This window comes from Catenuloplanes niger (assembly GCF_031458255.1).
GTDB lineage: Bacteria > Actinomycetota > Actinomycetes > Mycobacteriales > Micromonosporaceae > Catenuloplanes > Catenuloplanes niger.
In genome coordinates this window covers 2395024-2420774 of sequence record NZ_JAVDYC010000001.1, presented here as the reverse complement: position 1 = coordinate 2420774, position 25751 = coordinate 2395024, and the positions used below count along the sequence as shown (strand labels likewise).

Sequence of the window (25751 nt, the reverse complement as noted above, 5' to 3'; positions counted from 1 at the left end):
GGTCGCCGCACCCTTGGCCGCCGGACGCCGCCGCGTGGGGAGTGCCCCGATCGGGTGCCCCCGCGGCGGGTCCGAGACCCGAACGGGTGACCGCCGATCGCGTGAGGATTATTCGCTTCGCCCGCGAAATGGGACGGCAGGTACCGCCTGCCCCTTGCTAACCTCTGTCACCGTCCGTCACGCTGTAACCCCTCTTTCGACCGGCCGCTCAGGTTCTACACAGGCGGAGTTGGTTCGCTGTCGCTAAGGTGGTGCGGGTTGCGGGCCCGGACGGGGTCGCGTCCGCAGAGATAAGATGCTTTAAAAGCTAAATGGGCGTTTTTCCTGATTTGGCGCGGGGTTTGAGCAGTGAACCCGGTGAAAATGCCATGCGCTGCAGGACTAGCGACCGGGCTTCGCGGCGGAATACGCTCAGTCGCGGCCCGCGTACTGAAGAACCCCTGTCAGATCGGGTGTTGGGTGGAGGTGCTCGCGTGAGCCTGTCGATCGTCACGACCATGCTCCCCAATGATGTCGTCGAGATCGCTCCGCGCGGAGAAATCGATGTTGACACGGCACACGAGATCCGCGAAGCGGTCTCCGCGGTGCTGACGAAGGGACGCCCGTCCCGCATCGAGCTGAACATGCGGCTGGTCAGCTTTATCGACTCGGTCGGTATCAGCGCGCTCGTCTCGGGTTTCCAGGCCGCTGAGGTGACCGGCTGCAAACTGGCCGTCACGCAGCCCAGCCGGTTCGTCCACCGGCAGCTCTGGGTGACCGGGCTGCTCGGACTGTTCGGTGCCCCGGAGCCCTACTTCGCCGACGCGGCGCCGGAGGCTCCCGCCGGGGCCTGAAAGACCCTCTTGCCCGGCACGAGCGGCTGCGGAAGAGTCCATTCGTGGCCTCCTCGCAGCCCGGTGCCGGGCTGAACCTTCCGATGGGCGTCGCGCTCGCCCGCCGATACGTGCTGATCGGTCCCGTCGCCCGCGGTGGCCTGTCCACGGTCTACCACGCGATCGACGCGCTGCACGGGCGCCCGGCCGCGGTCAAGGTCCTCCCGTCCGGTGACCCGTGGGTGCGCGAGAGCGCCCGCCGCGAGGCTCGGATCACCGACCGGCTGCGTCACCCCGGGGTGCCGCGCGTCTACGACTACGGCGACGCCGGGCTGGCCGACGGCCGGACCGTGCCGTACGTGGCGATGGAGCTGCTCACCGGCGTCTCGCTGGCCGGCCGGGTGGCCGGTGGCCGGCTGCTGTGCTGGCGCGAGGCGGTGCGGATCGTCGCCACCGTGACCGACGTGCTCGCGGCCGCGCACCGGCGCGGCGTGGTGCACCGCGACCTCAACCCGTCCAACGTGATGCTCACCGCGCGCGGCATCAAGATCGTCGACTTCGGCCTGGCCGCGCTGATCGAGCCGGAGGGGGAGCGGCGCACCCGGCTGGGCCCGCCGCCGTCCCCGGCCGACGACGTCTACGCGGCCGGTGTGCTGCTCTACGCGCTGCTCACCGGCCGTTCGCCCTATCCGGCGGCCCGGCCCGGCGCACTGCTCGCCGGGCCGATGCACGGGCTCGCGCCCACGCCGGTGCTGCTGGTCGACGGCCTGCCGTCCACGGTCGCGGAGGCGTGCCGGTGGAGCATGCGCAAACGCCCGGCCGACCGCCCCACGGCCGCGGAACTCGCGGTCGCGCTCTGGCGCACGGTGCTGCCCCGCCCCGACACCCGCGCCGCCCACCCGGCACCGGTCACGGGAACGCTCACGGCAGCGATCACGGGAGCGGCCGGGGCGCCGGTCACGGGAACGGCCGGGGCACCGGTCACGGCAGCGGGCAGGGCACCGGTCACGGCAGTGGCCCCGGGGCGCGGGTAGCGGCAGCGGCGGGCATCGGTCACTCGGTCAATCGGCAGCGGCCCGGTCACCGCAGCGAGCACGGAAACGGCCACGCCGCCGGACGCGGGAACGGTCACGGCAGCGTTCACGGGATCGGTAACCGCGCCGGTCACGGCAGCGGCAGGTCCACCGAGCGGTCGTCGTCCACGGAGGTGAGCGGCGTGACCGTGGCGTAGCCCTCGGCCAGCAGCGCCAGGTCCGTGTCCGGCGCGGCCCGCTCCTGGCTGATCCGCATGCCGGTGCGCAGGTAGCCCTCGCCGGACTCCTCCAGCGCCACCGACACCTGGCCGAAGCCGGCCGGTCTCGCCCGGCGTACCCCCTTGAGGTCCTCGGTCGTGACGTCCGGGACGTTGACGTTCAGCACCGTCCCGGTCGGCAGTTCGCCCAGCGTGGCGAGCAGGTCCACCGCCACCGTGGCCGCGGTGTCCCAGTGCCGCTCCTCGTCGCCGATCCCGCTCAGGGCCTGCAGCGAGCCGCCGTCGATCAACGGCGAGACCACGTCCAGCGAGACCGCGATCGCGCTGCGGTTGCCGGCGGCCGCGGTGAGCGCCGCGCCGACCGTGCCGGAGTGCAGCACCGCGTGGCCCGCGTTCGCGCCCCGGTTCGGGCCGGAGAGCACCACGTCCGGTGGCGTGCCGAACGCGTCGCGCAGCGCCAGGACCACGATGAACGCGGGCGAGGCGGCCACGCCGTACGCCCGCACGCCCGGCAGTTCGTCGAACGTGTGCGGCTCCACGTCGATCCGGCCGTCGTCGTTCGGCGTGGCGATCAGCGCCGCGCCGTACCCGCTGTGTTCCGTGCGCGGTGCGGCCACGACCACCTCGTGGCCGGCCTTCACCGCCGCTTCCGCCAGCGCCCGGAGCCCGGGCGCACCGATCCCGTCGTCGTTCGTGATGAGAACCCGCATGGTCGTATTGTCACCGCGATCCGGCCCGTCCAATCCGTCCCCGCGGCTTGAAAACGGACAGCACGATCATCAGGATCAGCAGCGCGCCGGAGACGGCCGGCGCCACCACCAGATTGATCCGGTCCCGGCCGGCCAGCTCGGCGCCGGCCGCCGCGGCCTCCCGCAGACCCGGCGTGAGCAGGAAGAACACCAGTCCCAGCATGACGGTCGTGAGGACCAGTTTGCCGGCCACCCACCAGTGCCGGAGCAGGCCCCACGGCGTGAGCAGCGCGTTCGCCACGCCGACCAGCCAGATCACCGCGGTCAGCGGCAGCAGCAGCACGTCACCGATCAGCGCGGCGGCCGGATAGACCTCGCCCGGGTCGCGCCCGGCCAGCACCGCGGCGCCCAGCACCAGCAGCACCAGGTCGGCGCCGAGCCAGCTCACCGACGTGGCCACGTGCGTGGCCAGCAGCGTCTTGCGCACTCTTGGCTTCATGACCGGGATCATCCCGGGGTACGGCGGCCGTGCGCGTCGTCCCGCGGACGATGCCCGCCGTACGGCGCCGGGCGCAGGCGTCGCCGGCTGGCCCTTAGGGGTACCCCGGCATAGAATGACCGACGTCGATGGATTTGGGAGCCGGGCAGCCGTCCTCGTCCGATCATTCCGCCGTGTCCGCGGCGGCTCCGGAAGGATCCTTCCTTGCCATCAGCACGTCATCTTCTCGTCGGTCTCACCGCGGCCCTGGTCGCGGTGACGGCCGGATGGGCTCTCCCGACGGTGGCCGGCGCGGCCGAGGGTTGCCGCGTCGACTACGCCGCGAACCAGTGGACCGGCGGGTTCACCGCGACCGTCCGTGTCTCGCCCGGCTCCACCGCGGTCAGCGGCTGGACCGTCACCTGGACCTACCCGGGCGACTCGACGATCACCAGCGCGTGGAACGCGCAGGTCACCCAGTCCGGACGCACGGTCACCGCGGTGAACGTGGGCTGGAACGGCGGCATCCCGGCGTCCGGCACCGCCGAGTTCGGCGTGCAGGGCACGTTCGCGGCCGACAACGCGGCCCCGGCCGGTTTCACGCTCAACGGCGTCCCCTGCAACGGCGACCCCGCGCCCAGCGGCACGCCGGCGTCGCCGACCCCGACGCTGTCACCCTCGCCGACTCCGCCGGCCACGCCGGGCGCCGGGTGCGGGACCGCCGTGCTCTGCGACGACTTCGAGTCGCAGGCGGGCGGCGTGCCGTCCGGTGCGTGGGCGGTCAGCGCCCAGGACTGCTCCGGCACCGGTGCCGCGACCGTGGACACGTCCGTCGCGCGCAGCGGCACCCGGTCGATCAGGGTGGCCGGCGCGGCCGGGTACTGCAACCACGTGTTCGTGCGTACGACCGCGGCGCCGGGTGCGCGGTTCGGGCGCTTCTACGTCCGGCACACCACGCCGCTGCCGGCCGCGCACGTCACGTTCCTGGCCATGCGTGACACGAACGACGGCGGGGACCTGCGGATGGGTGGCCAGAACGCGGCGCTGCAGTGGAACCGGCAGTCGGACGACGCCACGCTGCCCGAGCAGAGCCCGGCCGGGGTGGCGCTGAGCCGCCCGCTGCCGGTGAACGTCTGGACCTGCGTGGAGTTCGAGGTCGACGGCGCCGCCGGCACGCTGACCACCTGGGTGGACGGCGCGGCGGTGACCGGTCTGCGGGTGGACGGCGTGCCGACGCCGGACGTGGACCGGCAGTGGCTGGTCAAGACGTGGCGGCCGGCGTTGACCGACCTCCGGCTCGGCTGGGAGAGCTACGGCGACGGCGCCGACACGCTCTGGTACGACGACGTGGCACTCGGAGCCACCCGGATCGGTTGCTGACCGCTCACCACGAGCTGGGGCCGCACGGCGTCGGGGTCTGCGGCTCCAGCTGGAGCGTGGCGTGGTCGATGTGGAAGTCGTGGTGCAGCGCCTCGCGCGCCCTGGTCAGCACCACGGTCGCCTCCGCGGCCGGTTCCAGCCGCAGGTGCGCGCTGGCCACGTCCATGCCCGAGGTGAGCGTCCAGACGTGCAGGTCGTGCACGTCGCACACGCCCGGCACCTCGGCCAGCCGGGTGCGGACCGCGGTCACGTCCAGGTGTGCGGGCGCGGCCTGGACCAGGATGCGCAGCGCGGCCATGCCCAGCTTCCAGGTGCGTGGCACGATCAGCACCGCGACCACCACCGCGACCAGCGGGTCCGCGTACCACCAGCCGGTCGCAGAGATGATCAGCGCGGCCACGATCACGCCGACCGAGGAGAACAGGTCGCCGAGCACCTCGAGGTAGGCGCCGCGCACGTTGATGCTCTCCTTCGCGCCGGACCGCAGCAGCGCGAACGCGGCCAGGTTGACCAGCAGGCCGCCGATCGCCACGATCAGCATCGGCCCGGTGGCCACCTCGTGCGGCTCGCCGAGCCGGCGCGCGGCCTCGATCAGCACGTAGACCGCCACGCCGGTGAGCAGCAGCGCGTTCGCGAGCGCGGCCAGCACCTCCAGCCGGTACAGCCCGAACGTGTGCCGGTCGCCGCCGCCTGCCTTGGCCGCCGCGGTCATCGCGGCCAGCGCCATGCCGATCCCGAGCACGTCGGTGAACATGTGCCCGGCGTCGGACAGCAGCGCGAGCGAGCCGCTGAGGATCGCCGCGACCGCCTCGACCAGGAGGAACCCGGCGAGCAGCGCGACGGCGGCCCAGAGCCTGCCGCGATGCCGCTGCCCGGCCTCGGCCAGCGAGTGTCCGTGGTCGTGTCCTGCTCCCACGAGCTACACCTTCCGTCGTCCCGCGCTCACGTACGCAATATATGTTCGTATTGCTATGTATGCAAACATGGGACTGGGAATCGGTACCGGCAGCCGATCCGGCCGGTGGTGGGGCGGCCGCCTCGTCGCCGGACGGACGGGGCGGCCACCTCGGTCACCATCGGGGCGAGCGACTACGGCTTCCGGATCGAGACCGCGGTGTAGGTGGTCTCCGGCGTCGGCGGTGTGGTGAAGCGGGCGTTCGGGAACCACAGCCGGTCGCCGTACGAGGCGACCGTGGCCGGCACGTCGAAGCTCGGGTCCGTGACCCGGGTGACCACCCGCCCGGTGGCGCCGTCGCGGGCGAGCCGGACCACCGCGACCTGGTTGAGGCGGTTCTGCACCGCGTAGAGCGTGCGCCCCTCCAGCAGCAGTCCGTCGCCGTTGACCAGCGTCTCGCCGCCCAGGTCGACCGGGACCGCGGCGCCGGTCCGGGTGTTCACCCGGTAGAGCACGCCGGTGGGGGAGTGCACCACGAGCAGCGCGCGGCGGTCCGGCGTGAGTGTGATGCCGTTGGCGTTGACGCCGCCGGGCGTGAACGGGATGCCGGTCAGCGGCAGTGAGGTGGCGGCCGCCGGCAGGCTGCCGTGCCGGCCGAACGTGAGCCGGTACAGCACCGGGTTGTACGAGTCGGTGAACCACGCGCCGTCGCCGGTCAGCACCACGTCGTTGACGAACGCGGTGCCGGTGGCCAGGCGGTAGGACCGCAGCACCCGGCCGGACCGGGCATCGACCACGCGCGCGTCGCCGCCGGTGCCGCCGGAGACGAAGAGCCGATCGCGGTCGTCGATCTTCAGGCCGAGCGACGGCGTGCCGGGCCCCTGGCTGAAGACCTCACCCGCGCCGGTGCGCAGGCTGGCGCGGTAGAGCGACCCGTCGACCCGGGAGCCGAAGTAGGCGATCGGGCGGTCGCCGATCGCGATGCCCTCGGGCTGCCAGCCGGCCGGCAGGTCGATCGTGGTGACCGAGCGCTGTCCGCCGGCCAGGGCGGTGCCGGGCGCGACGAGCGCGGCCGCGGGGACGGCGGCGGCGAGTGCGAGAACGGTACGGCGTTGCATGATCAACTCCATCCATGGACGTCTCTGATCCGTACCGAATCATGCCGCTCCCGGGTGGTTCCCGCAGATGTTCGGCCATTTGGCGGTTCAACGTTGAGAAGACACACTGGGCGCCGTGCGCATAGTTGATCAACCGCTGCTCCGGGTCGCGCTGGCCGGCCTGCGGGCGCACTACGTCCGGCTGCTGATGACCGCGGCCGCGATCGTGGTCGGTGTGAGCTTCCTCGCCGGCTCGCTGGTCTACGGCGACACCGCGCGCGCCGCGTTCTATGACGACCTCGCGAAGTCGTCCCGGAACGTGGACGTGGTGGTCCAGTCCGGCTGGAGCCTGCTCGACCGCGGCGCGCTCGACCGGGTGCGCGCGGTCGACGGCGTGGCCGACGCGGACGGCCGGGTGATCGCGAACATGGGCATGCTGGGCGCGGACGGCAAGCTCCTGATCACCAGCGGGCACGTCGGCTACGGGATCTCCGTGCCCACGTCCGCCGGCCTGTCGCGCTTCGACGTGGCGGCCGGCCGGGTGCCGGAGCGGGCCGGCGAGATCGCGGTCGAGCAGCAGACCGTGCAGCAACAGGGCTTCACGCTCGGCGGCACCGTGCGGCTGGTCGGCCGCGACGGCGCGCCGGTCGAGTTCACCCTGGTGGGCGTGCTCGACCTGGGCGTCAACAAGCTCTTCGGCGGCTCGTCCGTCGGCGCGCTCACCGATGCCGACCTGCGCCGGATCACGAACACGGACCGCTACACGCAGATCGTGGCCACGGCGGCGCCCGGCGTGAGCCAGGCGGAACTGCGCTCGCGCGTCCAGGCCGCGGCCCCCGGCGGCTGGACGATGACCGGCGACGAACTGGCCGAGGAACTGGCCGTCGAGGCCGGCAAGTACGTGGACGGGTTCCTGTCCGTGCTGATCGGCTTCGGCCTGGTCGCGCTGACCGTCTCCGGCTTCGTCATCTACAACACGTTCGCCATGCTCGCGGCGCAGCGCGGCCGAGAGCTGGCACTGCTGCGCTGCGTGGGCGCGTCCCGCGGTCAGGTGCTCGGCTCGGTGCTGATCGAGGCGTCCGTGCTCGGCGTGCTCGCCTCGCTCGGCGGCGTGCTGGCCAGTCTCGTGGTCGGCCAGGGCCTGCTGCTGTCCCGCGAGCTGGTGGCCACCTCGATCCCGGACCACGCGCTGGTGCTGCGCTGGCCGACCGTGCTGGTCGCGGTCGGCTTCGGCACCGCGCTGACGCTGCTCGGCGCGCTGGCGCCGGCGGTCGCGGCGAGCCGGGTGCCGCCGCTGACCGCGCTGCGCGACGCGGGCACGATCGAGCACCGGGAGACCGGGCGACGGTCCCGGACGGTGGTCTTCGCGGTGCTGACCGGGCTCGGCCTGCTGATCGCGCTGGGTGGTCTGGGGCTGGACTTCGCCGGGCTGCCGCTGGTGCTCGGCGGCGCGATGCTGGTGTTCCTCGGCTTGGTCACCGGCGCGCCGCTGGTGATCGGCCGGCTGATCCGGGCGGTCGGCGCGCTGCCGGCCCGGGTATTCGGGGTGCCGGTGCGGCTGGCGACGCTGAACGCGTACCGGAACCCGCGCCGTGTCGCGGCCACCACCAGCGCGCTGATGATCGGCGTGACGCTGATGTCGCTGTTCAGCGTGCTCCTGGCCACCGCGCGCGACCAGGCCGGGAGGGAGCTGACCGAGAACTTCCCGGTCGATTTCGTGCTGGCGCCGAAGCGGGTGAACGCGGACGGGCCGGTCACCGCGGCCGACGGCGTGCCGCAGGCGGCGATCGACGCGCTCGCCGCCCGCCCGGAGCTGGCGACGGTCGCACCGGCGCGCCTGGCCTCGCGGGAGACCGATCCGAGGTTCTACGGCGACGCCGCGGTGTGGGCGACCTCGGGCGCGGTCCGGCCCGAGGTCAAGGAGGGCGATCTCGGCGCGCTCGGCACCGGGACGGCCGCGGTGCAACGGGACTACGCGGCCACGCTCGGCGCCGGGCTGGGCGATCGGCTCACGCTGCCGCGCGCGGGGCAGGTCAGGATCATCGCGCTGTACGACGACGCGCCGCTGGACGCGTCCGTGATGCTCTCCTGGGACGGGTTCACCGCGGCGTACGGTGCCGGGGCCGCGAATCGCGTGCTGATCGACGTGGCCGACGGCACGCCGGTCGCGGACGCCCGCCGGGTCGTCGACGCCGCGCTGGCCGGATACCCGCTGGTGCAGGTGGAGAGCGCGGCGGACGCGGCCGAGTCGCTGACCGCCTCGCTGGACGAGCTGCTGGCCATCTTCGCCGCGCTGCTCGGCATGTCCGTACTGATCGCGCTCTTCGGGATCAGCAACACGCTGTCGCTCTCCGTCTTCGAGCGCACCCGCGAATCCGCGACGCTGCGCGCGCTCGGCCTGACCCGCCGGCAGCTGCGCGCCACGCTGCTGAGTGAGGCGGCGCTGATGGCGCTGGTCGGCGCGCTCGCCGGGGTGCTCTTCGGCGCTGCCACCGGGTGGGCCGCGTCCCTCGGCCTGATCAGCGTGTACGGCACCGGGCTGCCCGTGCTGCCGGTCGGCCGGCTCGCGCTCTTCGCCGCGGTCGCGTCCGGCGCCGCGCTGGTGGCAGCCGTGCTCCCGGCGCGCCGTGCGGCCCGCGCGTCCGTGGTTGCCGCGCTGACCGACGCCTGACGGTCCGGTTTCCAAACTATTGATCGTTGGACTAAAAAATCTGTTGTGTCGGGACTAGATATTTGGTTGTGACGGATCTAGTCTTTAACCAGAAAGCTCGCTCGTGATGACCGAGAGCATGACGATCGGGCAAGAGGCGCCGAGTCGCCGTCCTTCCGCCGCAGGGCGAGGGCGGGCACACGATCCGGCTCCGGACACCGAGTTGGTAAGGAGGGCGACGACATATCTCAGGTCTCTGAAGCAATCCCGTCCCCAACCGACAAAGGGGTGGTCGCCACGAGCACTGCCTTTGCCGACCTCGGTCGGCTCACGAGATTTGGGTAGTTTTCCGACGCCGGGTCGCGGCCGGTCCCGCTCGCGGGAATGCGCCGCAACGAAGATCACCCGGCATGCCGGATTGTTTCGCGCGGCATCGTTCGTCATCGTGGACCTGGTTCCGAGAGCGGACGACGACCGATCAGGAAACTGTCTGCCCGGGCCCCGGGACGCCTAGCGTCCCGGGGCCTTCTGATGCGCGCGAAAGGCTTCGAAGCGGTGACCCGGCCCGGCCACGTCCACGACGAGCACTACCCCGCCTACACCATCGGTACGGCCGCCGACCTGGTCCGCACCACGCCCGCGTTCCTGCGCGCACTCGGCGAGGCCGGCCTGATCAGCCCGCAGCGCTCGGCCGGCGGGCACCGCCGCTACTCCCGGCATCAGCTCGACCTGGCGGCCCGCGCCCGCGAACTGCTCGACGAGGGCCTTCCGCTCACCGCCGCCGTCCGCATCGTCCGGCTCGAGGACGAACTCGCGGACGTCCGCCGCCAGCTGACCGAGCTGCGCAACGCCGTACCGCCGCCGCGCGGCCCCGCCGACTGACCGGCCCGCCCCGCGGGGCCGTGGTCTGTGCGGCCACGGACCCCGCAGGGAGGAGCGCCGGCGACGACCGGTGCCCGCGGCGAGCAAGCGGGACCGGAGCGGCCGGAAGCGGGAACATCCGCCGTCGACCAGGTTCTCAGTGGTACGGGCGGGTGCCGAGCGTGATCAGTTGCTGGGTGGCGCGGGAGAGCGCGACGTAGAGCGTGCGGACGCCGGACTCGGAGTCGGTGCGGATCTCCTCCGGCTCGGTCAGGACGACGCCGTCGTACTCCATGCCCTTGGCCTGGAGGCTGGTGACCACCTGGACGCGGTCGTCGGCCAGCCCGGCGACCCAGGCGGCCATCTCGGCGCGGCGGGGGACCGGGGTGATCACGCCGACCGTGCCCTCGACCTGCTCGAGCAGCTCGGTGACCGCGTCGCGGACCGCACCCGGCAGCTCGTCCGGCGTGACGACGCGCTCGATCGGGGCGACGCCGGTGGACCGGACCGCGGTCGGCAGCGCCTCACCGGGGAACGCCCGGCGGATGACGGCCGCGGCCACCTCGAAGATCTCCCGCGAGTTGCGGTAGTTGGTGCTGAGCGTGAACTCGTGCCGCTTCTTGCCGCCCAGCGCCTGGTCACGCGCGCGGCTCAGCTCGGCCGGGTCGCCGGTCCAGGCGGCCTGCAACGGGTCGCCGACGATGGTCCAGGACGCGATCGAGGCGCGCCGGCCCAGCATGCGCCACTGCATCGGCGACACGTCCTGCGCCTCGTCCACCACCACGTGCGCGTAGTCCCGGTAGTCCTCCGGGCGCTCGGTGGCGGCGGCCCGCGCGGCCTGCTGCCGGTCCGCGTACGTGCTGACCTCCTGCACGCCGCCGCCCGCGTGGAACGGGTTGCGGTTGCGCTGCTGCGGCTTGCGCGGCTGCCCGAGCAGCGCGTCCAGCTCGTCCAGCAGCGCCACGTCCGCGATCGTCGGGCCGTCCGTGGACAGGGTGCCGAACGCGTCGCGGAGCAGCCGGATCTCGGCGTTGGACAGGATGCCGTGCGCGTACCGGCGGAGCCGCTCCGGATCGGCCAGCCAGGCGAGCACCGTGCTCGGCCGCAACCGCGGCCACCAGGCGCGCAGGAAGTCGCGGAAGTCGTCGCGCTCGGCGAGCTCGGCCTCGAACTCGGGCCGGGCCGGGAGCGTCGGCACCCGCAGCCGCTGCGCCTGCGACCACAGCGCCTGGAAGATGTTGTCGAACCCGGCCCGGCGCGACTCGTTGCGCCGGGTGCCCTTGGGCAGCGCCCGCTCGCGCGCCCGGTCCAGGTCCTCCGCGGTCAGCCGGAGCAGCGTGCCGCGGTAGAGCAGGCGCAGCTCGGCCGGGCCGAACGGGACCGCGTCCCGGGTGGCGCGCTCCAGCACCGTACGCATGCGCAGCGAGCCCTTGATCGCGGCGACCGCGGCCGGGTCGACCCGCACCGCGTTGATCCCCGGCACCAGCGAGCCGAGCGAGTGCAGCGTGGCGGAGTCCTCACCGAGCGACGGCAGCACGGTCGCGATGTAGTTGACGAACACGCCGGACGGGCCGACCACCAGGATGCCGCCGCCGGCGAACCGGTTGCGGTCCGAGTAGAGCAGGTACGCCGCGCGGTGCAGCGCCACCGCGGTCTTGCCGGTGCCGGGACCGCCGGACACGATCGTCACGCCGGAGGAGGGCGCGCGGATCGCCTCGTCCTGCTCCTGCTGGATGGTGGCGACGATGTCCTTCATGCCGGTGCCGGTCGCCCGGCCCAGGCTGGCCAGCAACGCGCCGTCGCCGACGATGTGCATGTCCTCCGGCGCGGCCTCGGGATCGAGCAGGTCGTCCTCGACGCCGGTGACCCGCTCACCGGTCGAGCGGATCATGCGGCGCCGGACCACGTCCCGCGGATCCTTCGCGGTGGCCTGGTAGAACGCGGCTGCGGCCGGGGCGCGCCAGTCGATGACCAGCAGCTCCGAGGCCTCGCCGCGGATGCCGAGCCGGCCCACGTGGTAGACCTGGCCGGTCTTCAGGTCGAGCCGGCCGAAGACCAGGCCCTCGTGTTCGGTGTCCAGCGCCTGACGCCGGCGGGCCGCGTGGAAGACCATCGCGTCCCGCTCGACGAGCGCGCCGAAGTTGCCGACCCGGGCCAGGCCGTAGCCTGCCTTCTCGGCCTTGGCCGCCTCCTGGCGAAGCTGGGCCAGGCGGGCGTAGACGATGTCCACGTGGCGCTGCTCGAGGGCGATCTCTTGCTGCAAGATATTGGCGTCGGTCACCGGGTGTCGTGCTCCTGAGCTTTGGGTGCGGCCATCGAACCTACCCCTCCGCTCGCGGTCGTGTCGACGTTTTCCGCTACCGGCCGGTAAGGAGTCCGGATCAGGCGGCTCGCGCGGCGTCCGGACGCGTGGTCCGGCGGGTGCGGCGGCGCCCCGGCGCGCGCAGCGGTGTCGATCCGGCCGCGCGGTGGGTGACCGCGGCGAGCGCGCCGGCCACCTCGGCCGGCCGCTCCAGCATGAGCATGTGGCCGCCGCCGGGGCAGAGCGTCAGTTCGGTGCCGGGCAGCGCGTCCGCGATCGCCTCCGCGCAGGCCGGTGGCGTCAGCCGGTCGTCGTCGCCGGCCAGCACCGCCGCCGGTACGTCGCCGAGCGTGGACAGCGTGTCCAGGCGCTGCTGGGTGCCGATCGAGGTGCGGAAGCCGCCGATCGCGCGCAGCGAGCACCGGCCCACGCTGGAGAGCGTGAGCCGCAGGTCGGAGCCGGCACACCGGTCGCCGTAGAGCAGCCAGCGGATCGCGGGCCCGAGCACCGGCAGCACCGCGCGGTGCGGGCGCCAGGTGCCGCAGCGGGCGAGCACGCCGGCGCCGGTCGTCTCGGCCAGGCGGAACAGCGTGGCGAGCGGGCTGGGCAGGCCGTAGTGGGTGCGCGAGGTGCCCTCCGCGGACGTGGAGACCAGCACCAGGCCGGCGATCCGGGACGCGAAGTGCTCCGGGTGCCGGTGCGCGTACTCCATGATCGTCATGCCGCCCATGGAGTGCCCGGCGAGGATCACCCGGCCGGTGGGGGCGAGCTCGTCGAGCACGGTGCGCAGGTCGTCGCCGAGCTGGCCGAGCGTGGCGCAGTCGAGCGGTGTGGCGTCGGAGAGCCCGTGGCCGCGCGCGTCGTAGGCGACGATCCGGGCCTCGGTCTCGCCCATCTCGGCCAGCACCCGATGCCAGCAGCGCACGTCCAGCGTCCAGCCGTGCAGCAGCACGACGGTCAGGGGCGCGTCCGGGTCGCCGCCGACCTCGGCGTGCAGCCGGACACCGTCCGGGAGTTCGACCTCCGTGTCGGTGGGAAGGAGGGTGTGACGCTGCGACATGGGCACCTCCGCGAATGAATCTCGCCGCGGACCACCGGGTACCCACGGGTAACAATCATCATGCGCGAATTTGCGGGAAGTCAATGCACGAAGGGCCGGCACCGTGACGGTGCCGGCCCTTCGTGAAGAGGGTGACTCAGCCCTCGAAGACGCCCGCGTCGACGAGCTTCTTCTCGGCGGCGCCCCAGCCGTCCTGCGGGTGCGCCTCGTTCAGCGCGACCAGCTCGGCACGGATCTTGGCACCGTGGCCGGCGGCGGCCAGCACCCGGATCTCCTCGACGAACGCGTCGGAGGTGGTGCTCAGGTGGGTGGTCTTGCCGTTGGTCAGGTTCCGCACGTAGGCGTGCTTGCCCTTGTTGAGCGGGATCAGGTACTTGTACTCGCCCAGCACGCTCAGGGCGGCACCCTGGCCTTGTCCAGCGCGGACTGACGCGCGCGCGGTCTTTGAGGTACTGCTCGCCACGGAGGTACTCCTTGAACGACATTCAGAGAAGAGAAGAGGGCGACCAGGGTCGCCCTTACGGAGCCTACACCAGCCAGGTCGTACGCAGAAAAACGCCCGGCGGCCACGCATAGTTTCCCGGATTCTCTGGCGCACCATCCGCCACAGACGGCATCATGAAACCCGGCCGACCGTGGAGATCGAGGTCGTAGGGGAAGACGCACCTCGTGTCTTCGGGAGGTCACCGTGCCAACGCGTGGCGTCATATACGTCCACTCGACCCCGCTCGCCGTGTGCCCGCACGTCGAGTGGGCGATCGCGCGCGTCCTCACCGCGCCGGTCAAGCTGCATTGGTCCGCGCAGCCCGTCGACCCCGGCGCCCGCCGGGCGGAGTCGGGGTGGAGCGGGCGGCCAGGCACCGGGGCGGAGCTGGCGGCTGCCCTCCGGCAGTGGCCCATGATCCGTTTCGAGATCACGGAGGAGCCCAGCCCGGGAGTCGACGGCGAGCGCTTCATGTACGTGCCGGGTCGCGGTCTGTTCCGCGCGACCTGCGGGGCGGCCGGCGACATCCAGCTGGGTGAGGACCGGTTGCGGGCCATCATGTCCTCGGCCCGCGGTCCCGAGGCGCTGGCGCATGCGCTCGACAAGGCCATGGGTACGGCGTGGGACGCGGAGCTCGAACCCTATCGGTACGCGGGTGACGGCGCTCCGAACATGGTGCTCACCCGCGTCGGGTGAGGGTGGTTCGCTTCCGTGTCGGAGGCCGCCGGGCGGGGTTGCTCAATTCCGGCACGCCTGGTCGAATGGCGCGCGTGCCGGACATACCCCACGGCGTTCACCGGTCCAGCCGGTGGCGCCCTCTCCTCGTACCCCCGTTGGTTCTGCTGCTCGCGCTGACGGGGTGTGGCACCGAGCCCCCGGCGAACCCGGAGGCGCCGCCGGACTCCACGGCCCCGCTGGCCGTGCCCTCGTCCGCGCCCGACCCGGCCGCACAGGCGGCGGCGCTGGTCGCGCAGCTGGCCGACGAGGACCTGGTCGGCCAGGTGCTGATGCCGTACGCCTACGGTGCGTCCGCGACCGACGTCTCGGCCGGCTCCAAGTCCGGTAACCAGGGCCTGGCCGGCGTGGACACCCCGGCGCAGATGGTCGAGAAGTACCGGCTCGGCGGCCTCATCCTGGTCGGGTTCAGCGCCGACGACCCGACCGGGAAGAACCAGCCGACCACGAACGTGGACAACCCCGCCCAGGTCCGCGCGCTCACCGAGGGTCTGCAGACCGCGCACGCGAAGCTGCCGGCCGGTGCCGCGCCGATGCTGATCGGCACCGACCAGGAGTACGGCGTGGTCACCCGGATCCGCTCCGGCGTCAGCGTGCTGCCCGGCGCGATGGCGTTCGGCGCGGCCGGTGACGTCGGCGTGACCGAGAAGGCCTGGTCGGTGGCCGGCGGCGAGCTGGCCGCGATGGGCGTCAACGTCGACTTCGCGCCGGTCGCGGACGTGCTCGGCGGACCCGGCGGCCTGGTGATCGGCTCCCGCTCCTACGGCGACGACCCGAAGGCGGTCGCGGAGCAGGTCGCCGCGGCGGTGCGCGGGCTGCGGGCCGGTGGCGTCGCGGCCGCGCTGAAGCACTTCCCCGGCCACGGCCACACCACCACGGACAGCCACGAGGCGCTGCCGGTGCTCGGCCAGGACCGCAAGGCGCTGGACGCCGGCGACCTGCCGCCGTTCAAGGCCGGCATCGAGGCGGGCGCGCAGCTGGTCATGTCCGGTCACCTGGACGTGCGGGCGATCGACCCGGGCGTGCCGGCCACCTTCTCCAAGAAGGTGCTCACCGACCTGCTGCGCGGCGACCTCAAGTTCGAGGGCGTGGTGGTCAGCGACGCGCTCAACATGGAGCCGGCGATGGCCTGGCCGGCGGGTGAGGCCGCGGTGCGCGCGCTGAACGCCGGGAACGACCTGCTGCTGATGCCGCCGGACCTGCCGGCCGCGCACGCCGGCATGCTGGCCGCGCTGAAGGACGGCTCGCTCAGCCGGGAGCGGCTGACCGAGGCGGCCACCCGGGTGCTCACGCTGCGCTTCACGCTGGCCCGGGACGAGGCGCCGCCGATGTCCACGGTCGGTGCGCCGAGCGGCGTGGAACCGCTGACCGACGTGGGCCGCCGGTCGATCACGCTGCTGCGCGGCACCTGCGACGGCAAGGCGGTCACCGGCCCGGTGACGGTCACGGTCGCGAGCGGCCGCACCGACTCCAAGAAGAACCTGGAGGAGGCGCTGCGCAAGGCGGGCCTGGAGGTGGTGGCGTCCGGCGGCAGCACCACGGTGCACCTGGTCGGGTACGGCGACGGCGCCGCCGAGCTGTCCGCGGGCGCGCAGGTGACGGTGTCGATGGACCTGCCCTACCTGCTGGCGTCGTCCCGGTCACCGATGCTGCTGGCGACCTACTCGAACGCGCCCGCGCAGTTGACCGCGCTCGCCGACGTACTCGCGGGCAAGGCGAAGCCGCAGGGCAGTTCGCCGGTCGAGGTGGCCGGGCTGCCGCGTACCACCTGCTGAGGTTTTTTGGGGGGCGGCTCGGATCGAGCCGCCCCCTCGGTCTCACGGGCGGGTGAAGACCAGCGCCACGTTGTGCCCGCCGAAGCCGAACGAGTTGTTCAGCGCGGCCGGGATATCCAGCGGACGGGCCTTGTGCGCGGCCACGTCCAGGTCGAGCTTGTCGTCCGGGTCGTCCAGGTTGATCGTCGGGGGCACGATGCTGTCGCGGATCGACAGGATCGTCGCGATCGACTCCAGAGCGCCGGCCGCGCCCAGCAGGTGACCGGTCATCGACTTGGTGGCGGTGACCACCGGGTGGGTGCCGACCGCGGCCCGCAGCGCCGCGATCTCCGCGATGTCGCCGACCGGGGTGGACGTGGCGTGCGCGTTCACGTGCGCGATGTCCGTGCCGGCCAGCCCCGCGTCCCGCAGGGCCTTGGTGATCGCCCGGATCGCGCCCGCGCCCTCCGGGTGCGGCTGCACGATGTCGAAGCCGTCCGAGGTGATGCCCGCACCGGCCAGCCGGGCGTAGACCTTCGCGCCGCGCGCGGCCGCGTGCTCGGCCCGCTCCAGCACCACCACGCCCGCGCCCTCGCCGAGCACGAAGCCGTCCCGGCCCTTGTCCCACGGGCGGGAGGCGCGCTCCGGGTCGTCGTTGCGGGTGGACATCGCGCGCATCGACGCGAAACCCGCGATCGGCAGCGGGTGGATCACTGCCTCGGTGCCGCCGGCCACGACCACGTCGGCCCGCCCGGCCCGGATCAGGTCCAGGCCCAGCGCGATCGCCTCCGCGCCGGTGGCGCAGGCGCTGGCCACGCAGTGGACGCCGGCCTGCGCGCCGAGCTCCAGGCCGACGAACGCGGCCGGGCCGTTCGGCATCAGCATCGGGATGGTGTGCGGCGAGACCCGCCGCGCGCCCCGCTCCTCCAGGATGTCGTCCTGGTCGAGCAGCGTGGTGGCGCCGCCGATGCCGGAGCCGATGCTCACGCCGAGCCGCTCCAGGTCGAGCCCGGAGCCGGCCAGCCCCGAGTCGGCCCACGCCTGGCGCGCCGCGATGACCGCTATCGCCTCGGAGCGGTCCATCTTGCGCAGCTTCGGCTTCTCGATGATCTCGGAGGGGTCGACGGCGAGCGACGCGGCGATCTGCACCGGCAGCTCGGCCGCCCAGTCCTGGGCCAGCCGGCTGACCCCGGAGCGACCGTTCAGCAATCCGTCCCAGGTGGACGCCACGTCCCCGCCGAGCGGGGACGTGGCGCCGAGCCCTGTGACGACGACGTCGACAGAGGTCACGCGTTCGCCTCGATGTAGGAGACGGCGTCACCCACGGTCTTGAGGTTCTGCATCTCGGTGTCCGGGATCTTCACGCCGAACTTGTCCTCGGCCGCCATGATCACCTCGACCATGGAGAGCGAGTCGACGTCGAGGTCGTCCGTGAAGGTCTTCTCCTCGGTCACGTCGGACTGCTCGACGCCGGCGAGCTCGTTCAGGATGTCGGCGAGGCCGGTGATGATCTCTTCGCGGGAAGCCATGTGCGTGATGGTCCTTTCGGGTTGGGGTCTTGCTACTCGCTGCACGTCGGGTGAGCGAGAACTCAGGGGCAGCGGATGACCTGACCGGCGTACGTCAGGCCGCCGCCGAAGCCGAACAGCAGCACCGGCGCGCCGGACGGCACCTCGCGGCGCTCGACCAGCTTCGACAGCGCCAGCGGGATGCTGGCCGCCGAGGTGTTGCCGGACTCGACCAGGTCCTTCGCGATGATCGCGTTGGGCAGGCCGAGCCGCTTGACGATGCCGTCGATGATCCGGGTGTTGGCCTGGTGCGCGACGAACGCGGCGATGTCCTCCGGGGCGACGCCGGCCTTCTCGCAGGCCTGCTTCGCCACCGGCGCGATCGCGGTGGTGGCCCAGCGGAAGACCGCCTGGCCCTCCTGCTTGATGTACGGCCGCCAGCCCGCGATCGTCAGCACGTCGCCCTTCTCCGGCGCGGAGCCCCAGAGCACCGGGCCGATGCCGGACGGCTCGCCCTCGTCCACGGCGGTGACCACGGCCGCGCCCGCGCCGTCGCCGAACAGCACGGCGGTGGTGCGATCGGTCCAGTCGACCACGTCGGAGAGCTTCTCCGCGCCGATCACCAGCGCGTTGCGGGACGTCCCGGCCTGGATCGCGTGGTCCGCGGTGGCCAGCGCGTAGGAGAAGCCGGAGCAGGCCGCGTTCAGGTCGAACGCGCCCGGCGCGGTGATCCCGAGGCGGGCCGCGACCCGGGCCGCCACGTTCGGGCAGCGGTCCTCGGCCGAGCAGGTCGCGACGATCACCAGGTCGATGTCGGCCGCGGTCAGCCCGGCGTTGGCCAGCGCCTTCTCGGCGGCGAACACGGACATGTCCGCGACCGACTCGCCGTCCGCGATGCGCCGCTCGGCGATGCCGACCCGGTCCCGGATCCACTCGTCGTTGGTGTCGATCGTGTGCGAGAGCTCCTCGTTCGTCACCACCCGGGCCGGCTGGTAGTGCCCGAGCGCGAGGATGCGGCTGCCGGCCATGTCAGTTCCGTCCTTCGGTGTGTCGTGCGATCAGGTCGAGCGCCGCGGGGAGGTCGTCCGGCGTGTTGAGGGTGACGATCTCGGGCAGGCCGGGGCCCTTGAGCTCGCGCTTGATCAGACCGGCGAGCGTGCCGGCCGGGGCCAGCTCGACCACCGCGGTGACGCCGCGGTCGGCCAGCGTGCGCATCACCAGGTCCCAGCGGACCGGCGCGGTGACCTGGCGGACCAGCCGGGACAGCATCTCGGCGCCGTCCGTGACCGCGGCGCCGTCCAGGTCGGACAGCATGATCCGGGTCGGGTCGGCGGTCGGCACGCCCGCCGCGACCACGCCCAGCGCGGCCTCGGCCGGTGCCATGAACGGGGTGTGGAACGCGCCGGCCACGGCCAGCGGGATCACCCGCACGCCACCGGGGCGGTCCGCCGCGAACTTCTCCAGCGGGTCCTTCGCGCCGGCCGCGACGATCTGCCCGGCGCCGTTGCGGTTGGCGGCGTGCAGCCCGTACGACTCGATCGTGGCCACCACCTCGGCCGGGTCGCCGCCGAGCACCGCGGCCATGCCGGTCGGCTCCAGCGCGCACGCGGCGGCCATCTCCCGGCCGCGCACGCCGGCCAGCGTGACGGCCGACTCCGGCGTCAGCACGCCCGCGATCGCGGCCGCGGCCAGCTCGCCCACGCTGTGCCCGGCGACCACGGTGCCGGCCCCCAGTGGCAGCCGTTCCGCGGCCAGCAACGCGGCCGCGACCAGCAGCGGCTGCGTACGCGCGGTGTCCTTGATCTCCTCGGCGTCCGCCTCGGTGCCGAGACGCACCAGGTCGACGCCGGCCAGCTCGGACCACGCGCGGAGGCGTGCCTCGGCGTCGGGGAGCTGGAGCCACGGCGCGAGGAAGCCGGGCTTCTGTGAACCTTGCCCTGGAGAGAGAACGGCTAGCACGGTTGACACTCTGCGGGATGCCGCCGCCGTCTAGCGCTGCTGACAGGCACCAAACCACACTAATGCTTTTGTGGGATACCTACAAAGTCACGACTGGCGGGGGGTGGCGCGTGACGGAGGCAACACCGCGTTCGGCGGATCGAGGCGGCCGATCGTCAACGCGATCCGCAGCGCGAACGCGTCCCGCGGATTCAGCGGGGAGAACGTGGTGACCTCCGCGATCCGCTTCAGCCGGTACCGGACCGTGTTCGGGTGCACGAAGAGGCCGCGGGCCGCGCTCTCCAGCACGCCCCCGGCCGCGAAGAACGCGTCCAGCGTCTCCATCAGCTCCCCACCGGCCCGGGTCAGCGCGCCGTAGACCGAGTCCCGCAGCGTACGCCGGGCCTCCGGGTCGCCGGCCAGCGCGCGCTCCGGCAGCAGGTCGTCCGCCGCGACCGGGCGCGGCGCGGCCGGCCACGCCACCGCGCTGCGGTAGCCGGTCAGCGCCGCGCGCGCCGACTCGGTCGCCGCGTCCAGGCTCGGCACCACCGGGCCGACCACGACCGGGCCGTCACCGAAGCCCTCCAGCAGCTTCTGCACGGTCACCACCGGGTCCGGCGCGCCGCCGATGACCAGCACCAGCCGGTCGCCGTGCCCGCCGCCGACCAGCTCCACGCCGAGCCGCCGCGCGGCCCGGTAGAACCCGTGCAGGATGGCGGCCAGGTCACCGCCCGGGGAGCGGCCCACCGCGACCGCCACCGGCGCCGCGTCCGCCCAGCCCAGCGCGGCCGCGCGGCTGGCCAGCACGTCCGAGGAGTCGCCGCGCAGCAGCGCGTCGACCAGCATCGCCTGCAGGCGCGCGTCCCAGGTGCCGCGCGACTCCGCGGCCCGCGCGTAGACCCGGGCGGCCGCGAACGCGATCTCCCGGGAGAACTTGAGCATCGCCTCCCGCAGCGCCACCTCCTCGCCCGGCGCGGCCAGCTCCGGCACCTGCTCCTCCGCCACGTCGATCGTCACCTTGACCAGCGCGACCGTGTGCTGCAGCGAGATCGCCCGGGCCAGCGCCCGGGGCGCGGTCGCGAAGACGTCGTCGGAGACCTCCTGGGTGTCGCTGGCGGTGCCGCCGCCGGATCGCAGCCACTCCACCAGCGAGCGCACACCCGCCTGCGCGACGAGCATCACCCAGGACCGCTGGTCGGCCGGCAGCTCCCGGAACCAGGGCAGCGACTCGTCCATCCGGGCGATCGCGGCGGTGGCCAGGCCGCCGGCGCTCCGCTCGATCCGCCGGACGGTCGCGGTCAGCGCGCCGCTCCTCGGTTCGCCGGACCTCGTATCGCTCGCCGCGTTCGCCACCGGCCAAGCCTGCCATGGCGCGTCCGGTACGTCCCTCGGCGCGTGCGGGATGACCATGAATTACCTGATCACGGCGTGGACGCGAGTGATGTTCACCGCAGCGTGTGAAGTCCCCACGACGCCTGAAACCGCTTACTCTCGACGGGTGCGTACGCGGGGGCCGCGCCACGGTCGACCGCGCGCACCGCACGAAACGCGCTCAGCAAGGAGGAGCAACATGGCGGAGGAAGGTCCAGCGGACTTCCCCGAGCCGGACGACATCGGTTGCGGTGGCCGGGTGGTTCCCCGCCAGCACCGCTCCCACGCTTCTCCGGAGGAGAACACGGAGCTGCCGCGAGCCGGCTCCGGCAGTCCCGGCGGGTGCCAGACCAGCCTCAGCGGCTGGGCCGGCGCGCATCTGCACGGTGCGGTCCGCCCCCGTCGCCGCAAGATCGGCCGAGGCCGTCCGCCCCGGCGCTGGTGCTGATTCCACCTCGTGCGGGCGAGATTCGCTCTACGTTCGGTGGGGTGGACGAGAAGCAGCGGGTGATCCTGCGACAGGCGATGGCACTCGCGGACGAGGCCGGCCTGGACGCGGTCTCGATGCGTGCCGTCGGCCGACGGGTCGGGCTCAGCTCGATGGCGCTCTACCCGTACGTGGGCAACAAGGAGGCGCTGCTCGACGGCCTGGTGCGGCAGCTGCTTGAGGAGCTGCACGACGCGTCGGAGTCGGACGGCGACTGGCGGGACCGGCTGCGCGCGATCGCCCGCGCCGCCCGCGACCTGGCGCACACCCATCCCGGGGCATATCCGCTGCTGGTGGCGCGCCCGGCGGCCGGTGAGGCGGAGGACGCCGACCGGGTGCAGGAACGCATCCGTGACGCGCTCCGCGACGCGGGCGTGGCCCGCGCGGAGGTGCTGCGGCTGCAACGGATGCTGTCGACGTTCGCCCTCGGCTACGGCGCCTCGGAGGTGACCGGCCGGTTCACGGCCGGTTCGGCGGAGGAGCGGACCGCGGAGTTCGAGGCGGATCTGGAGGACCTGCTCGGGCTGATCGAACGGACCGCGGAGCGACGGTCCGGCTGAGCTCGTGTCGGCCAGGGGCGGCCTGGGCCCCGCCCCCGCTTGCGCACTAGTGACGGTCGGTCGGAATGCCGCCCTCGGCGACGGCGCTGAGGAACGCGCTCCAGGCGGACCCCGACACGGCAAGTCGGTCGCCCTGTGGTTCCTTGGAGTCGCGCACGTACGCGGCGGATGGCGTCGTCGCCACCTCCACGCACGCCCCGGTGCCGCATCGCTTGCGCCACCGGAGTCGCAGATCGGTTTGCATGAGGTGCCTCCCTCCTGTGCCTCGCTCTCCACCATAGGCATATGAGCGCACAGTAGGGAACCAGTGCCAATGAGTAGGCAGTGGGGATGGTTGGAATGTGGGGTTCCGTGCCGATTCATTCATCCTTTCCAAGGTGGTGCGGCCGCCTTCGCGCCCGCACCTCCTTGATCGTTCGTCACTTAGTGCTGATCTCGCCGTTCTTGACGTCGGCGATGAAGGAGCCCCAGGCCGCGTTCGAAAAGGCCAGGATCGGGCTGTCGATCTTCTTTGCGTCCCTCATGTATCGGTGTGCGCTATCAGTCGCAACCTCGACACATGCCCCGCTGCCGCAGTAGGTGCTCTTGCGCCATCCGGCGGGCATAGCGTCCGTTGTCACGTGGTTTTGCCTCTTTCTCATGCGGGCGTCCGGTTGGCCGGATCACCCCGAAGTCGCGGTTTTGCTCGCCTTGGACGCGGCATGTTGCGCCGATTCCAAGATCATTTGTGTGGACCGGGCCTCGTCGAGTGCACCGGTCCACATGTCCTCGAACACCGATAGGTGTCTGCTGACAGCTGCTTGGTCTTCGACCAGTTCATCGAGCTGGTCACTCTCCCGGTACATCACGGCATCGTCGATGCCGTCCGTGGAGTCGTTGTCGGACTTGGACAGTCCGTAAATCTCGAAGGTGCCGAGGAGGGGGAACGCGATGTCCGCGGTGAACGGGATGATCCGCACCCGGATGCGGCTCTGCGCGGCGAGCGAGTGCAGGTCGAAGAGCTGCTTCGAGAGCAGGTTGAAGTCGCCGAGCGTCCGGTAGAGCACGGACTCGTCCAGCAGGAGCCGCACCGTCGGGTCGTCGCGGCGGCCGAGGAACGCCTGCCGCCGGCGCTGCCGAGCCTCGAGGCGCACCTCGCCGACGGCGTTGTCCGACGTGCCGAAGTGGGACCGGAGGATCGCGCGGGCGTAGTCCTCCACCTGGAGCGGACCCGGGATGATCATCGGGTAGAAGTAGTGGATCTCGCGCGCCTCGGTCTCGAACTGGATGAGACGGCGCAGCGCCGGCGGCACGTGCTCGCGATAGCGCGGCTCGTCCCACCACTCGCGCTTCCGAGCGTCCCGTGCGGACTGGACCAGGCGGGCAACCTCGTCCCGGTCGGTCACGCCGAGGTATGTCAGGAGGGAGCGCGTGTCGTTGACCGAGACGGTGACCTCACCGCTCTCGATGCGCATCACCTTGGAGATGGACCACTCCATCTCCTCCGCGACCTGATGCTGGGTGTAACCCATCTCCTCGCGGGCTCGCCGAAGGGCGAGCCTCAGCCGGCGCCGCGCGACGGCCGGCGATTCGCCCGGAGGCGTGGTCATGACGTCCAGATCCCCTATGTAGGAAGGTCACGTGTTGCAGAAAGCGATCTGCGAGGTCGCATCCTGCGATCCATCTTACGGGGTTGACATGGTGCCGTGTGCCCGACTCGCCGTTGTGCCGCTGAACGGCGGAAACCGTTGCCGTCAATGGATCGCGAGCCGCTGGTGCCGGTGTGGACCGTGTGGGGGATGGTTCCCGTGCGCCGAAGGATGAGCTAGGCCGAGACGCCACGAAGGCACCCGGTTGCCGCCAGGTGCCTTCGTTCACTCTTCTGCCGGCATCCCGGTGAGCCGTGCGCCAACTCCCGGTCTGCTGCAGTGCCGATCTGCTGCTTCGCTTAAACCGTCCTGCCGCTTCGCTTAAACCGATCTGCAGTTCCACTCCAACCGTAAAATCAGTCTGGCACGCCCCTGGGCATAACGCCAGACCCCATTCTGCGACCTGGCAGATCGCAGCCTGGCGGAGTGGATCATCCTCATCCCGTACGCGGATGGCGGCCCTTTCGGGTCCGTCGTGAGACGGAGACGGAGTTCCGCTGCGCGGGCGACGACCGCGGCGGTGCGCACCGGCCAGGATGGACGCATGTCGAAACCATGGCGTAACAGAGGACTGTGGAGCCGGACCGGGGCGGCGCTCGTGGCCACCGTGCTGGCCGGCACCGCGGCGCTGGCCCACACGGGGGTGGCGACCGCAGCACCGAAGAACCAGCTCGCGGCCGAGATCCAGCCTTTCCTGGACGCGGTCACCGAGTCCGGCGTGCCGGGCTCGTACGTGCAGGTGCGGCGGGACGGCAAGACGTTCACCGGGGCGTCCGGCGTGGCGTTCACGGAGACCGGCGCGCCGGCCCGGCCGGACTCGCGGCACCGGATCGGCAGCGTCACCAAGACGTTCGTCTCCACCACCGTGCTGCAGCTGGTGGGGGAGCGCCGGCTGTCGCTGGACACCAGCGTGGACAGGCTGCTGCCGCGCTTCGGTCTGGACCCGGACATCACGGTGCGCCAGCTGCTCAACCACACCAGCGGCATCGGCAACTACACGTCCGCGCTGAACTCGTTCGAGGTGGTCGAGGAGTGGCAGACGCGGACGTTCACGCCGGACGAACTGGTCCGGCTCGGGCAGTCGTTCCCGGACACGGGGGCGCCGGGCGAGCGGCTCTCCTACTCGAACACGAACTACGTCCTGGCGGGGCTGATCATCGAGAAGGTGACCGGTAACGACGTGGAGAAGGAGATCAACCGGCGGATCATCCGGCCGCTGGGGCTGCGCGACACGTACTTCCCCGGGCGTGACCCGCACATCCGCGGGCCGCACGCGGGCGCGTACGTGGCCCTGCCGGACGAGCAGACCGGCGAGATCACGCTGCGGGACTTCAGCGTCTACAACATGACCTGGGCGTGGACGGCCGGCGAGCTGATCTCCACCACGACCGACCTGAACGACTTCTACCGCGCGCTGATCACCGGCCGGCTGCTCAAGCCGGCGCAGCAGAAGGCGCTGCTGGAGACCGTGCCGTGGTTCCCGGAGCAGCCGGACGTGCTGCGCTACGGGCTCGGCATCTACGCGCTGCAGCTGCCGTGCGGCACGTTCTGGGGGCACGACGGCGGCGTGGTCGGCCAGGTCACCCAGGTGCTCACCTCGCTCGACGGGCGCACCCAGTTCGCCTTCGGGATGAACTTCGGCCTCAACTTCTACCCGGACCCGGCGATGCAGGCCGCGTTCAACAACCTGATCGTCGCGGGTGTGTGCGGGCCGCAGGACGGCACCGGCGCCGATCAGCTCCGGACCGCCGGCGGCACGGACGTCCCGCTCCTGCCGGGCGCCGTGCGGCTCGACGGCTAGGAAGATCCG

Annotated in this window: 24 protein-coding genes; 9 read left to right on the top strand and 15 right to left on the bottom strand. The window is 72.3% G+C overall.

Going from position 1 to position 25751, the window contains the following annotated elements; genetic code table 11:
* Positions 1-473 precede the first annotated feature (473 nt).
* Positions 474-833, top strand: a complete 360-nt coding sequence (locus J2S44_RS10440) for an STAS domain-containing protein (protein WP_306826585.1) — start codon at positions 474-476, stop codon at positions 831-833.
* 44 nt (positions 834-877) lie between these two features.
* A complete protein-coding gene (locus tag J2S44_RS10435) occupies positions 878-1846 on the top strand; it encodes a serine/threonine-protein kinase (protein ID WP_310411297.1) in 969 nt (322 codons plus the stop codon).
* Positions 1847-1976: 130 nt separating this feature from the next.
* Here J2S44_RS10435 and surE read toward each other — a convergent pair whose 3' ends face one another.
* Together surE and J2S44_RS10425 are read right to left on the bottom strand one after the other, a co-directional pair.
* On the bottom strand, positions 1977-2774 hold the full coding sequence (surE, locus tag J2S44_RS10430; RefSeq protein ID WP_310411294.1) for a 5'/3'-nucleotidase SurE: 798 nt from the start codon (positions 2772-2774) through the stop codon (positions 1977-1979).
* A 10-nt stretch (positions 2775-2784) separates the two neighbouring features.
* Complete coding sequence (locus tag J2S44_RS10425) at positions 2785-3252, bottom strand: hypothetical protein (protein WP_310411291.1); 468 nt, start codon at positions 3250-3252, stop codon at positions 2785-2787.
* A gap of 204 nt (positions 3253-3456) precedes the next feature.
* Here J2S44_RS10425 and J2S44_RS10420 point away from each other — a divergent pair, with 204 nt between their 5' ends.
* Complete coding sequence (locus J2S44_RS10420; RefSeq protein ID WP_310411289.1) at positions 3457-4611, top strand: cellulose-binding domain-containing protein; 1155 nt, start codon at positions 3457-3459, stop codon at positions 4609-4611.
* A gap of 4 nt (positions 4612-4615) precedes the next feature.
* On the opposite strand, the gene J2S44_RS10415 is transcribed toward J2S44_RS10420, so the two are convergent.
* Positions 4616-5527 carry a cation diffusion facilitator family transporter gene (locus J2S44_RS10415; RefSeq protein WP_310411286.1) on the bottom strand — a complete coding sequence of 304 codons (912 nt, stop codon included), beginning with the start codon at positions 5525-5527 and terminating at the stop codon, positions 4616-4618.
* Positions 5528-5700: 173 nt separating this feature from the next.
* Positions 5701-6624 (bottom strand): SMP-30/gluconolactonase/LRE family protein, encoded by a 924-nt coding sequence (locus J2S44_RS10410; RefSeq protein ID WP_310411283.1) that lies wholly within the window; start codon positions 6622-6624, stop codon positions 5701-5703.
* 115 nt (positions 6625-6739) lie between these two features.
* On the opposite strand from J2S44_RS10410, the gene J2S44_RS10405 reads away from it, so the two are divergent.
* Both J2S44_RS10405 and J2S44_RS10400 read left to right on the top strand, forming a co-directional pair.
* On the top strand, positions 6740-9274 hold the full coding sequence (locus J2S44_RS10405) for an ABC transporter permease (RefSeq protein ID WP_310411280.1): 2535 nt from the start codon (positions 6740-6742) through the stop codon (positions 9272-9274).
* Positions 9275-9784: 510 nt separating this feature from the next.
* Positions 9785-10135, top strand: coding sequence for a MerR family transcriptional regulator (locus tag J2S44_RS10400; RefSeq protein ID WP_310411277.1), 351 nt, complete (start codon positions 9785-9787; stop codon positions 10133-10135).
* Positions 10136-10271: 136 nt separating this feature from the next.
* On the opposite strand, the gene J2S44_RS10395 is transcribed toward J2S44_RS10400, so the two are convergent.
* The 3 genes from J2S44_RS10395 to J2S44_RS10385 all read right to left on the bottom strand — a co-directional run bounded on the left by J2S44_RS10395 (position 10272) and on the right by J2S44_RS10385 (position 13939).
* Entirely contained in the window at positions 10272-12395 is a 2124-nt protein-coding gene (locus J2S44_RS10395; protein ID WP_310411275.1) for a HelD family protein, read from the bottom strand.
* A 100-nt stretch (positions 12396-12495) separates the two neighbouring features.
* The gene (locus tag J2S44_RS10390) at positions 12496-13476 is read right to left on the bottom strand and encodes an alpha/beta fold hydrolase (RefSeq protein ID WP_310411272.1); all 981 of its coding nucleotides are present in this window, start codon (positions 13474-13476) and stop codon (positions 12496-12498) included.
* A 136-nt stretch (positions 13477-13612) separates the two neighbouring features.
* Complete coding sequence (locus J2S44_RS10385) at positions 13613-13939, bottom strand: hypothetical protein (protein WP_310411268.1); 327 nt, start codon at positions 13937-13939, stop codon at positions 13613-13615.
* Positions 13940-14164: 225 nt separating this feature from the next.
* On the opposite strand from J2S44_RS10385, the gene J2S44_RS10380 reads away from it, so the two are divergent.
* Entirely contained in the window at positions 14165-14656 is a 492-nt protein-coding gene (locus tag J2S44_RS10380) for a DUF3145 domain-containing protein (RefSeq protein WP_306826601.1), read from the top strand.
* Between the two features lie 65 nt (positions 14657-14721).
* The gene (locus J2S44_RS10375) at positions 14722-16470 is read left to right on the top strand and encodes a glycoside hydrolase family 3 protein (protein WP_374727828.1); all 1749 of its coding nucleotides are present in this window, start codon (positions 14722-14724) and stop codon (positions 16468-16470) included.
* A gap of 42 nt (positions 16471-16512) precedes the next feature.
* On the opposite strand, the gene fabF is transcribed toward J2S44_RS10375, so the two are convergent.
* The 5 genes from fabF to J2S44_RS10350 form a co-directional block, all read right to left on the bottom strand.
* The gene (gene fabF / locus J2S44_RS10370) at positions 16513-17739 is read right to left on the bottom strand and encodes a beta-ketoacyl-ACP synthase II (protein WP_310411265.1); all 1227 of its coding nucleotides are present in this window, start codon (positions 17737-17739) and stop codon (positions 16513-16515) included.
* Positions 17736-17978 carry an acyl carrier protein gene (locus tag J2S44_RS10365; RefSeq protein WP_306826606.1) on the bottom strand — a complete coding sequence of 81 codons (243 nt, stop codon included), beginning with the start codon at positions 17976-17978 and terminating at the stop codon, positions 17736-17738. The genes fabF and J2S44_RS10365 overlap by 4 nt, the downstream gene beginning before the upstream one ends.
* Positions 17979-18040: 62 nt before the next feature.
* Positions 18041-18985, bottom strand: a complete 945-nt coding sequence (locus tag J2S44_RS10360) for a beta-ketoacyl-ACP synthase III (RefSeq protein WP_310411263.1) — start codon at positions 18983-18985, stop codon at positions 18041-18043.
* Between the two features lies 1 nt (position 18986).
* Complete coding sequence (locus tag J2S44_RS10355; protein WP_310411260.1) at positions 18987-19916, bottom strand: ACP S-malonyltransferase; 930 nt, start codon at positions 19914-19916, stop codon at positions 18987-18989.
* Positions 19917-20003: 87 nt separating this feature from the next.
* Complete coding sequence (locus tag J2S44_RS10350; RefSeq protein WP_310411257.1) at positions 20004-21248, bottom strand: PucR family transcriptional regulator; 1245 nt, start codon at positions 21246-21248, stop codon at positions 20004-20006.
* A 507-nt stretch (positions 21249-21755) separates the two neighbouring features.
* Here J2S44_RS10350 and J2S44_RS10345 point away from each other — a divergent pair.
* Complete coding sequence (locus tag J2S44_RS10345) at positions 21756-22313, top strand: TetR/AcrR family transcriptional regulator (protein ID WP_310411254.1); 558 nt, start codon at positions 21756-21758, stop codon at positions 22311-22313.
* 46 nt (positions 22314-22359) lie between these two features.
* On the opposite strand, the gene J2S44_RS10340 is transcribed toward J2S44_RS10345, so the two are convergent.
* From J2S44_RS10340 to J2S44_RS10330, 3 genes are all read right to left on the bottom strand, one after another.
* Positions 22360-22557 carry a DUF397 domain-containing protein gene (locus tag J2S44_RS10340; protein ID WP_310411251.1) on the bottom strand — a complete coding sequence of 66 codons (198 nt, stop codon included), beginning with the start codon at positions 22555-22557 and terminating at the stop codon, positions 22360-22362.
* A 175-nt stretch (positions 22558-22732) separates the two neighbouring features.
* Positions 22733-22918 carry a DUF397 domain-containing protein gene (locus J2S44_RS10335; protein WP_310429575.1) on the bottom strand — a complete coding sequence of 62 codons (186 nt, stop codon included), beginning with the start codon at positions 22916-22918 and terminating at the stop codon, positions 22733-22735.
* A 57-nt stretch (positions 22919-22975) separates the two neighbouring features.
* Positions 22976-23902, bottom strand: a complete 927-nt coding sequence (locus J2S44_RS10330; RefSeq protein ID WP_310411248.1) for a helix-turn-helix domain-containing protein — start codon at positions 23900-23902, stop codon at positions 22976-22978.
* Positions 23903-24485: 583 nt separating this feature from the next.
* On the opposite strand from J2S44_RS10330, the gene J2S44_RS10325 reads away from it, so the two are divergent.
* Entirely contained in the window at positions 24486-25742 is a 1257-nt protein-coding gene (locus J2S44_RS10325) for a serine hydrolase domain-containing protein (RefSeq protein WP_310411245.1), read from the top strand.
* Positions 25743-25751 lie beyond the last annotated feature (9 nt).

What these genes read in the sequence shown, in the direction of transcription:
- surE (WP_310411294.1), bottom strand. Translation starts at nt 2,774, where the DNA reads ATGCGGGTTCTCATCACGAACGACGACGGGATCGGTGCGCCCGGGCTC.
- J2S44_RS10425 (WP_310411291.1), bottom strand. Translation starts at nt 3,252, where the DNA reads ATGAAGCCAAGAGTGCGCAAGACGCTGCTGGCCACGCACGTGGCCACG.
- J2S44_RS10410 (WP_310411283.1), bottom strand. Translation starts at nt 6,624, where the DNA reads ATGCAACGCCGTACCGTTCTCGCACTCGCCGCCGCCGTCCCCGCGGCC.
- J2S44_RS10400 (WP_310411277.1), top strand. Translation starts at nt 9,785, where the DNA reads ATGCGCGCGAAAGGCTTCGAAGCGGTGACCCGGCCCGGCCACGTCCAC.
- J2S44_RS10390 (WP_310411272.1), bottom strand. Translation starts at nt 13,476, where the DNA reads ATGTCGCAGCGTCACACCCTCCTTCCCACCGACACGGAGGTCGAACTC.
- J2S44_RS10375 (WP_374727828.1), top strand. Translation starts at nt 14,722, where the DNA reads ATGGCGCGCGTGCCGGACATACCCCACGGCGTTCACCGGTCCAGCCGG.
- J2S44_RS10365 (WP_306826606.1), bottom strand. Translation starts at nt 17,978, where the DNA reads ATGGCTTCCCGCGAAGAGATCATCACCGGCCTCGCCGACATCCTGAAC.
- J2S44_RS10360 (WP_310411263.1), bottom strand. Translation starts at nt 18,985, where the DNA reads ATGGCCGGCAGCCGCATCCTCGCGCTCGGGCACTACCAGCCGGCCCGG.
- J2S44_RS10340 (WP_310411251.1), bottom strand. Translation starts at nt 22,557, where the DNA reads ATGCAAACCGATCTGCGACTCCGGTGGCGCAAGCGATGCGGCACCGGG.
- J2S44_RS10335 (WP_310429575.1), bottom strand. Translation starts at nt 22,918, where the DNA reads ATGCCCGCCGGATGGCGCAAGAGCACCTACTGCGGCAGCGGGGCATGT.
- J2S44_RS10330 (WP_310411248.1), bottom strand. Translation starts at nt 23,902, where the DNA reads ATGACCACGCCTCCGGGCGAATCGCCGGCCGTCGCGCGGCGCCGGCTG.
- J2S44_RS10325 (WP_310411245.1), top strand. Translation starts at nt 24,486, where the DNA reads ATGTCGAAACCATGGCGTAACAGAGGACTGTGGAGCCGGACCGGGGCG.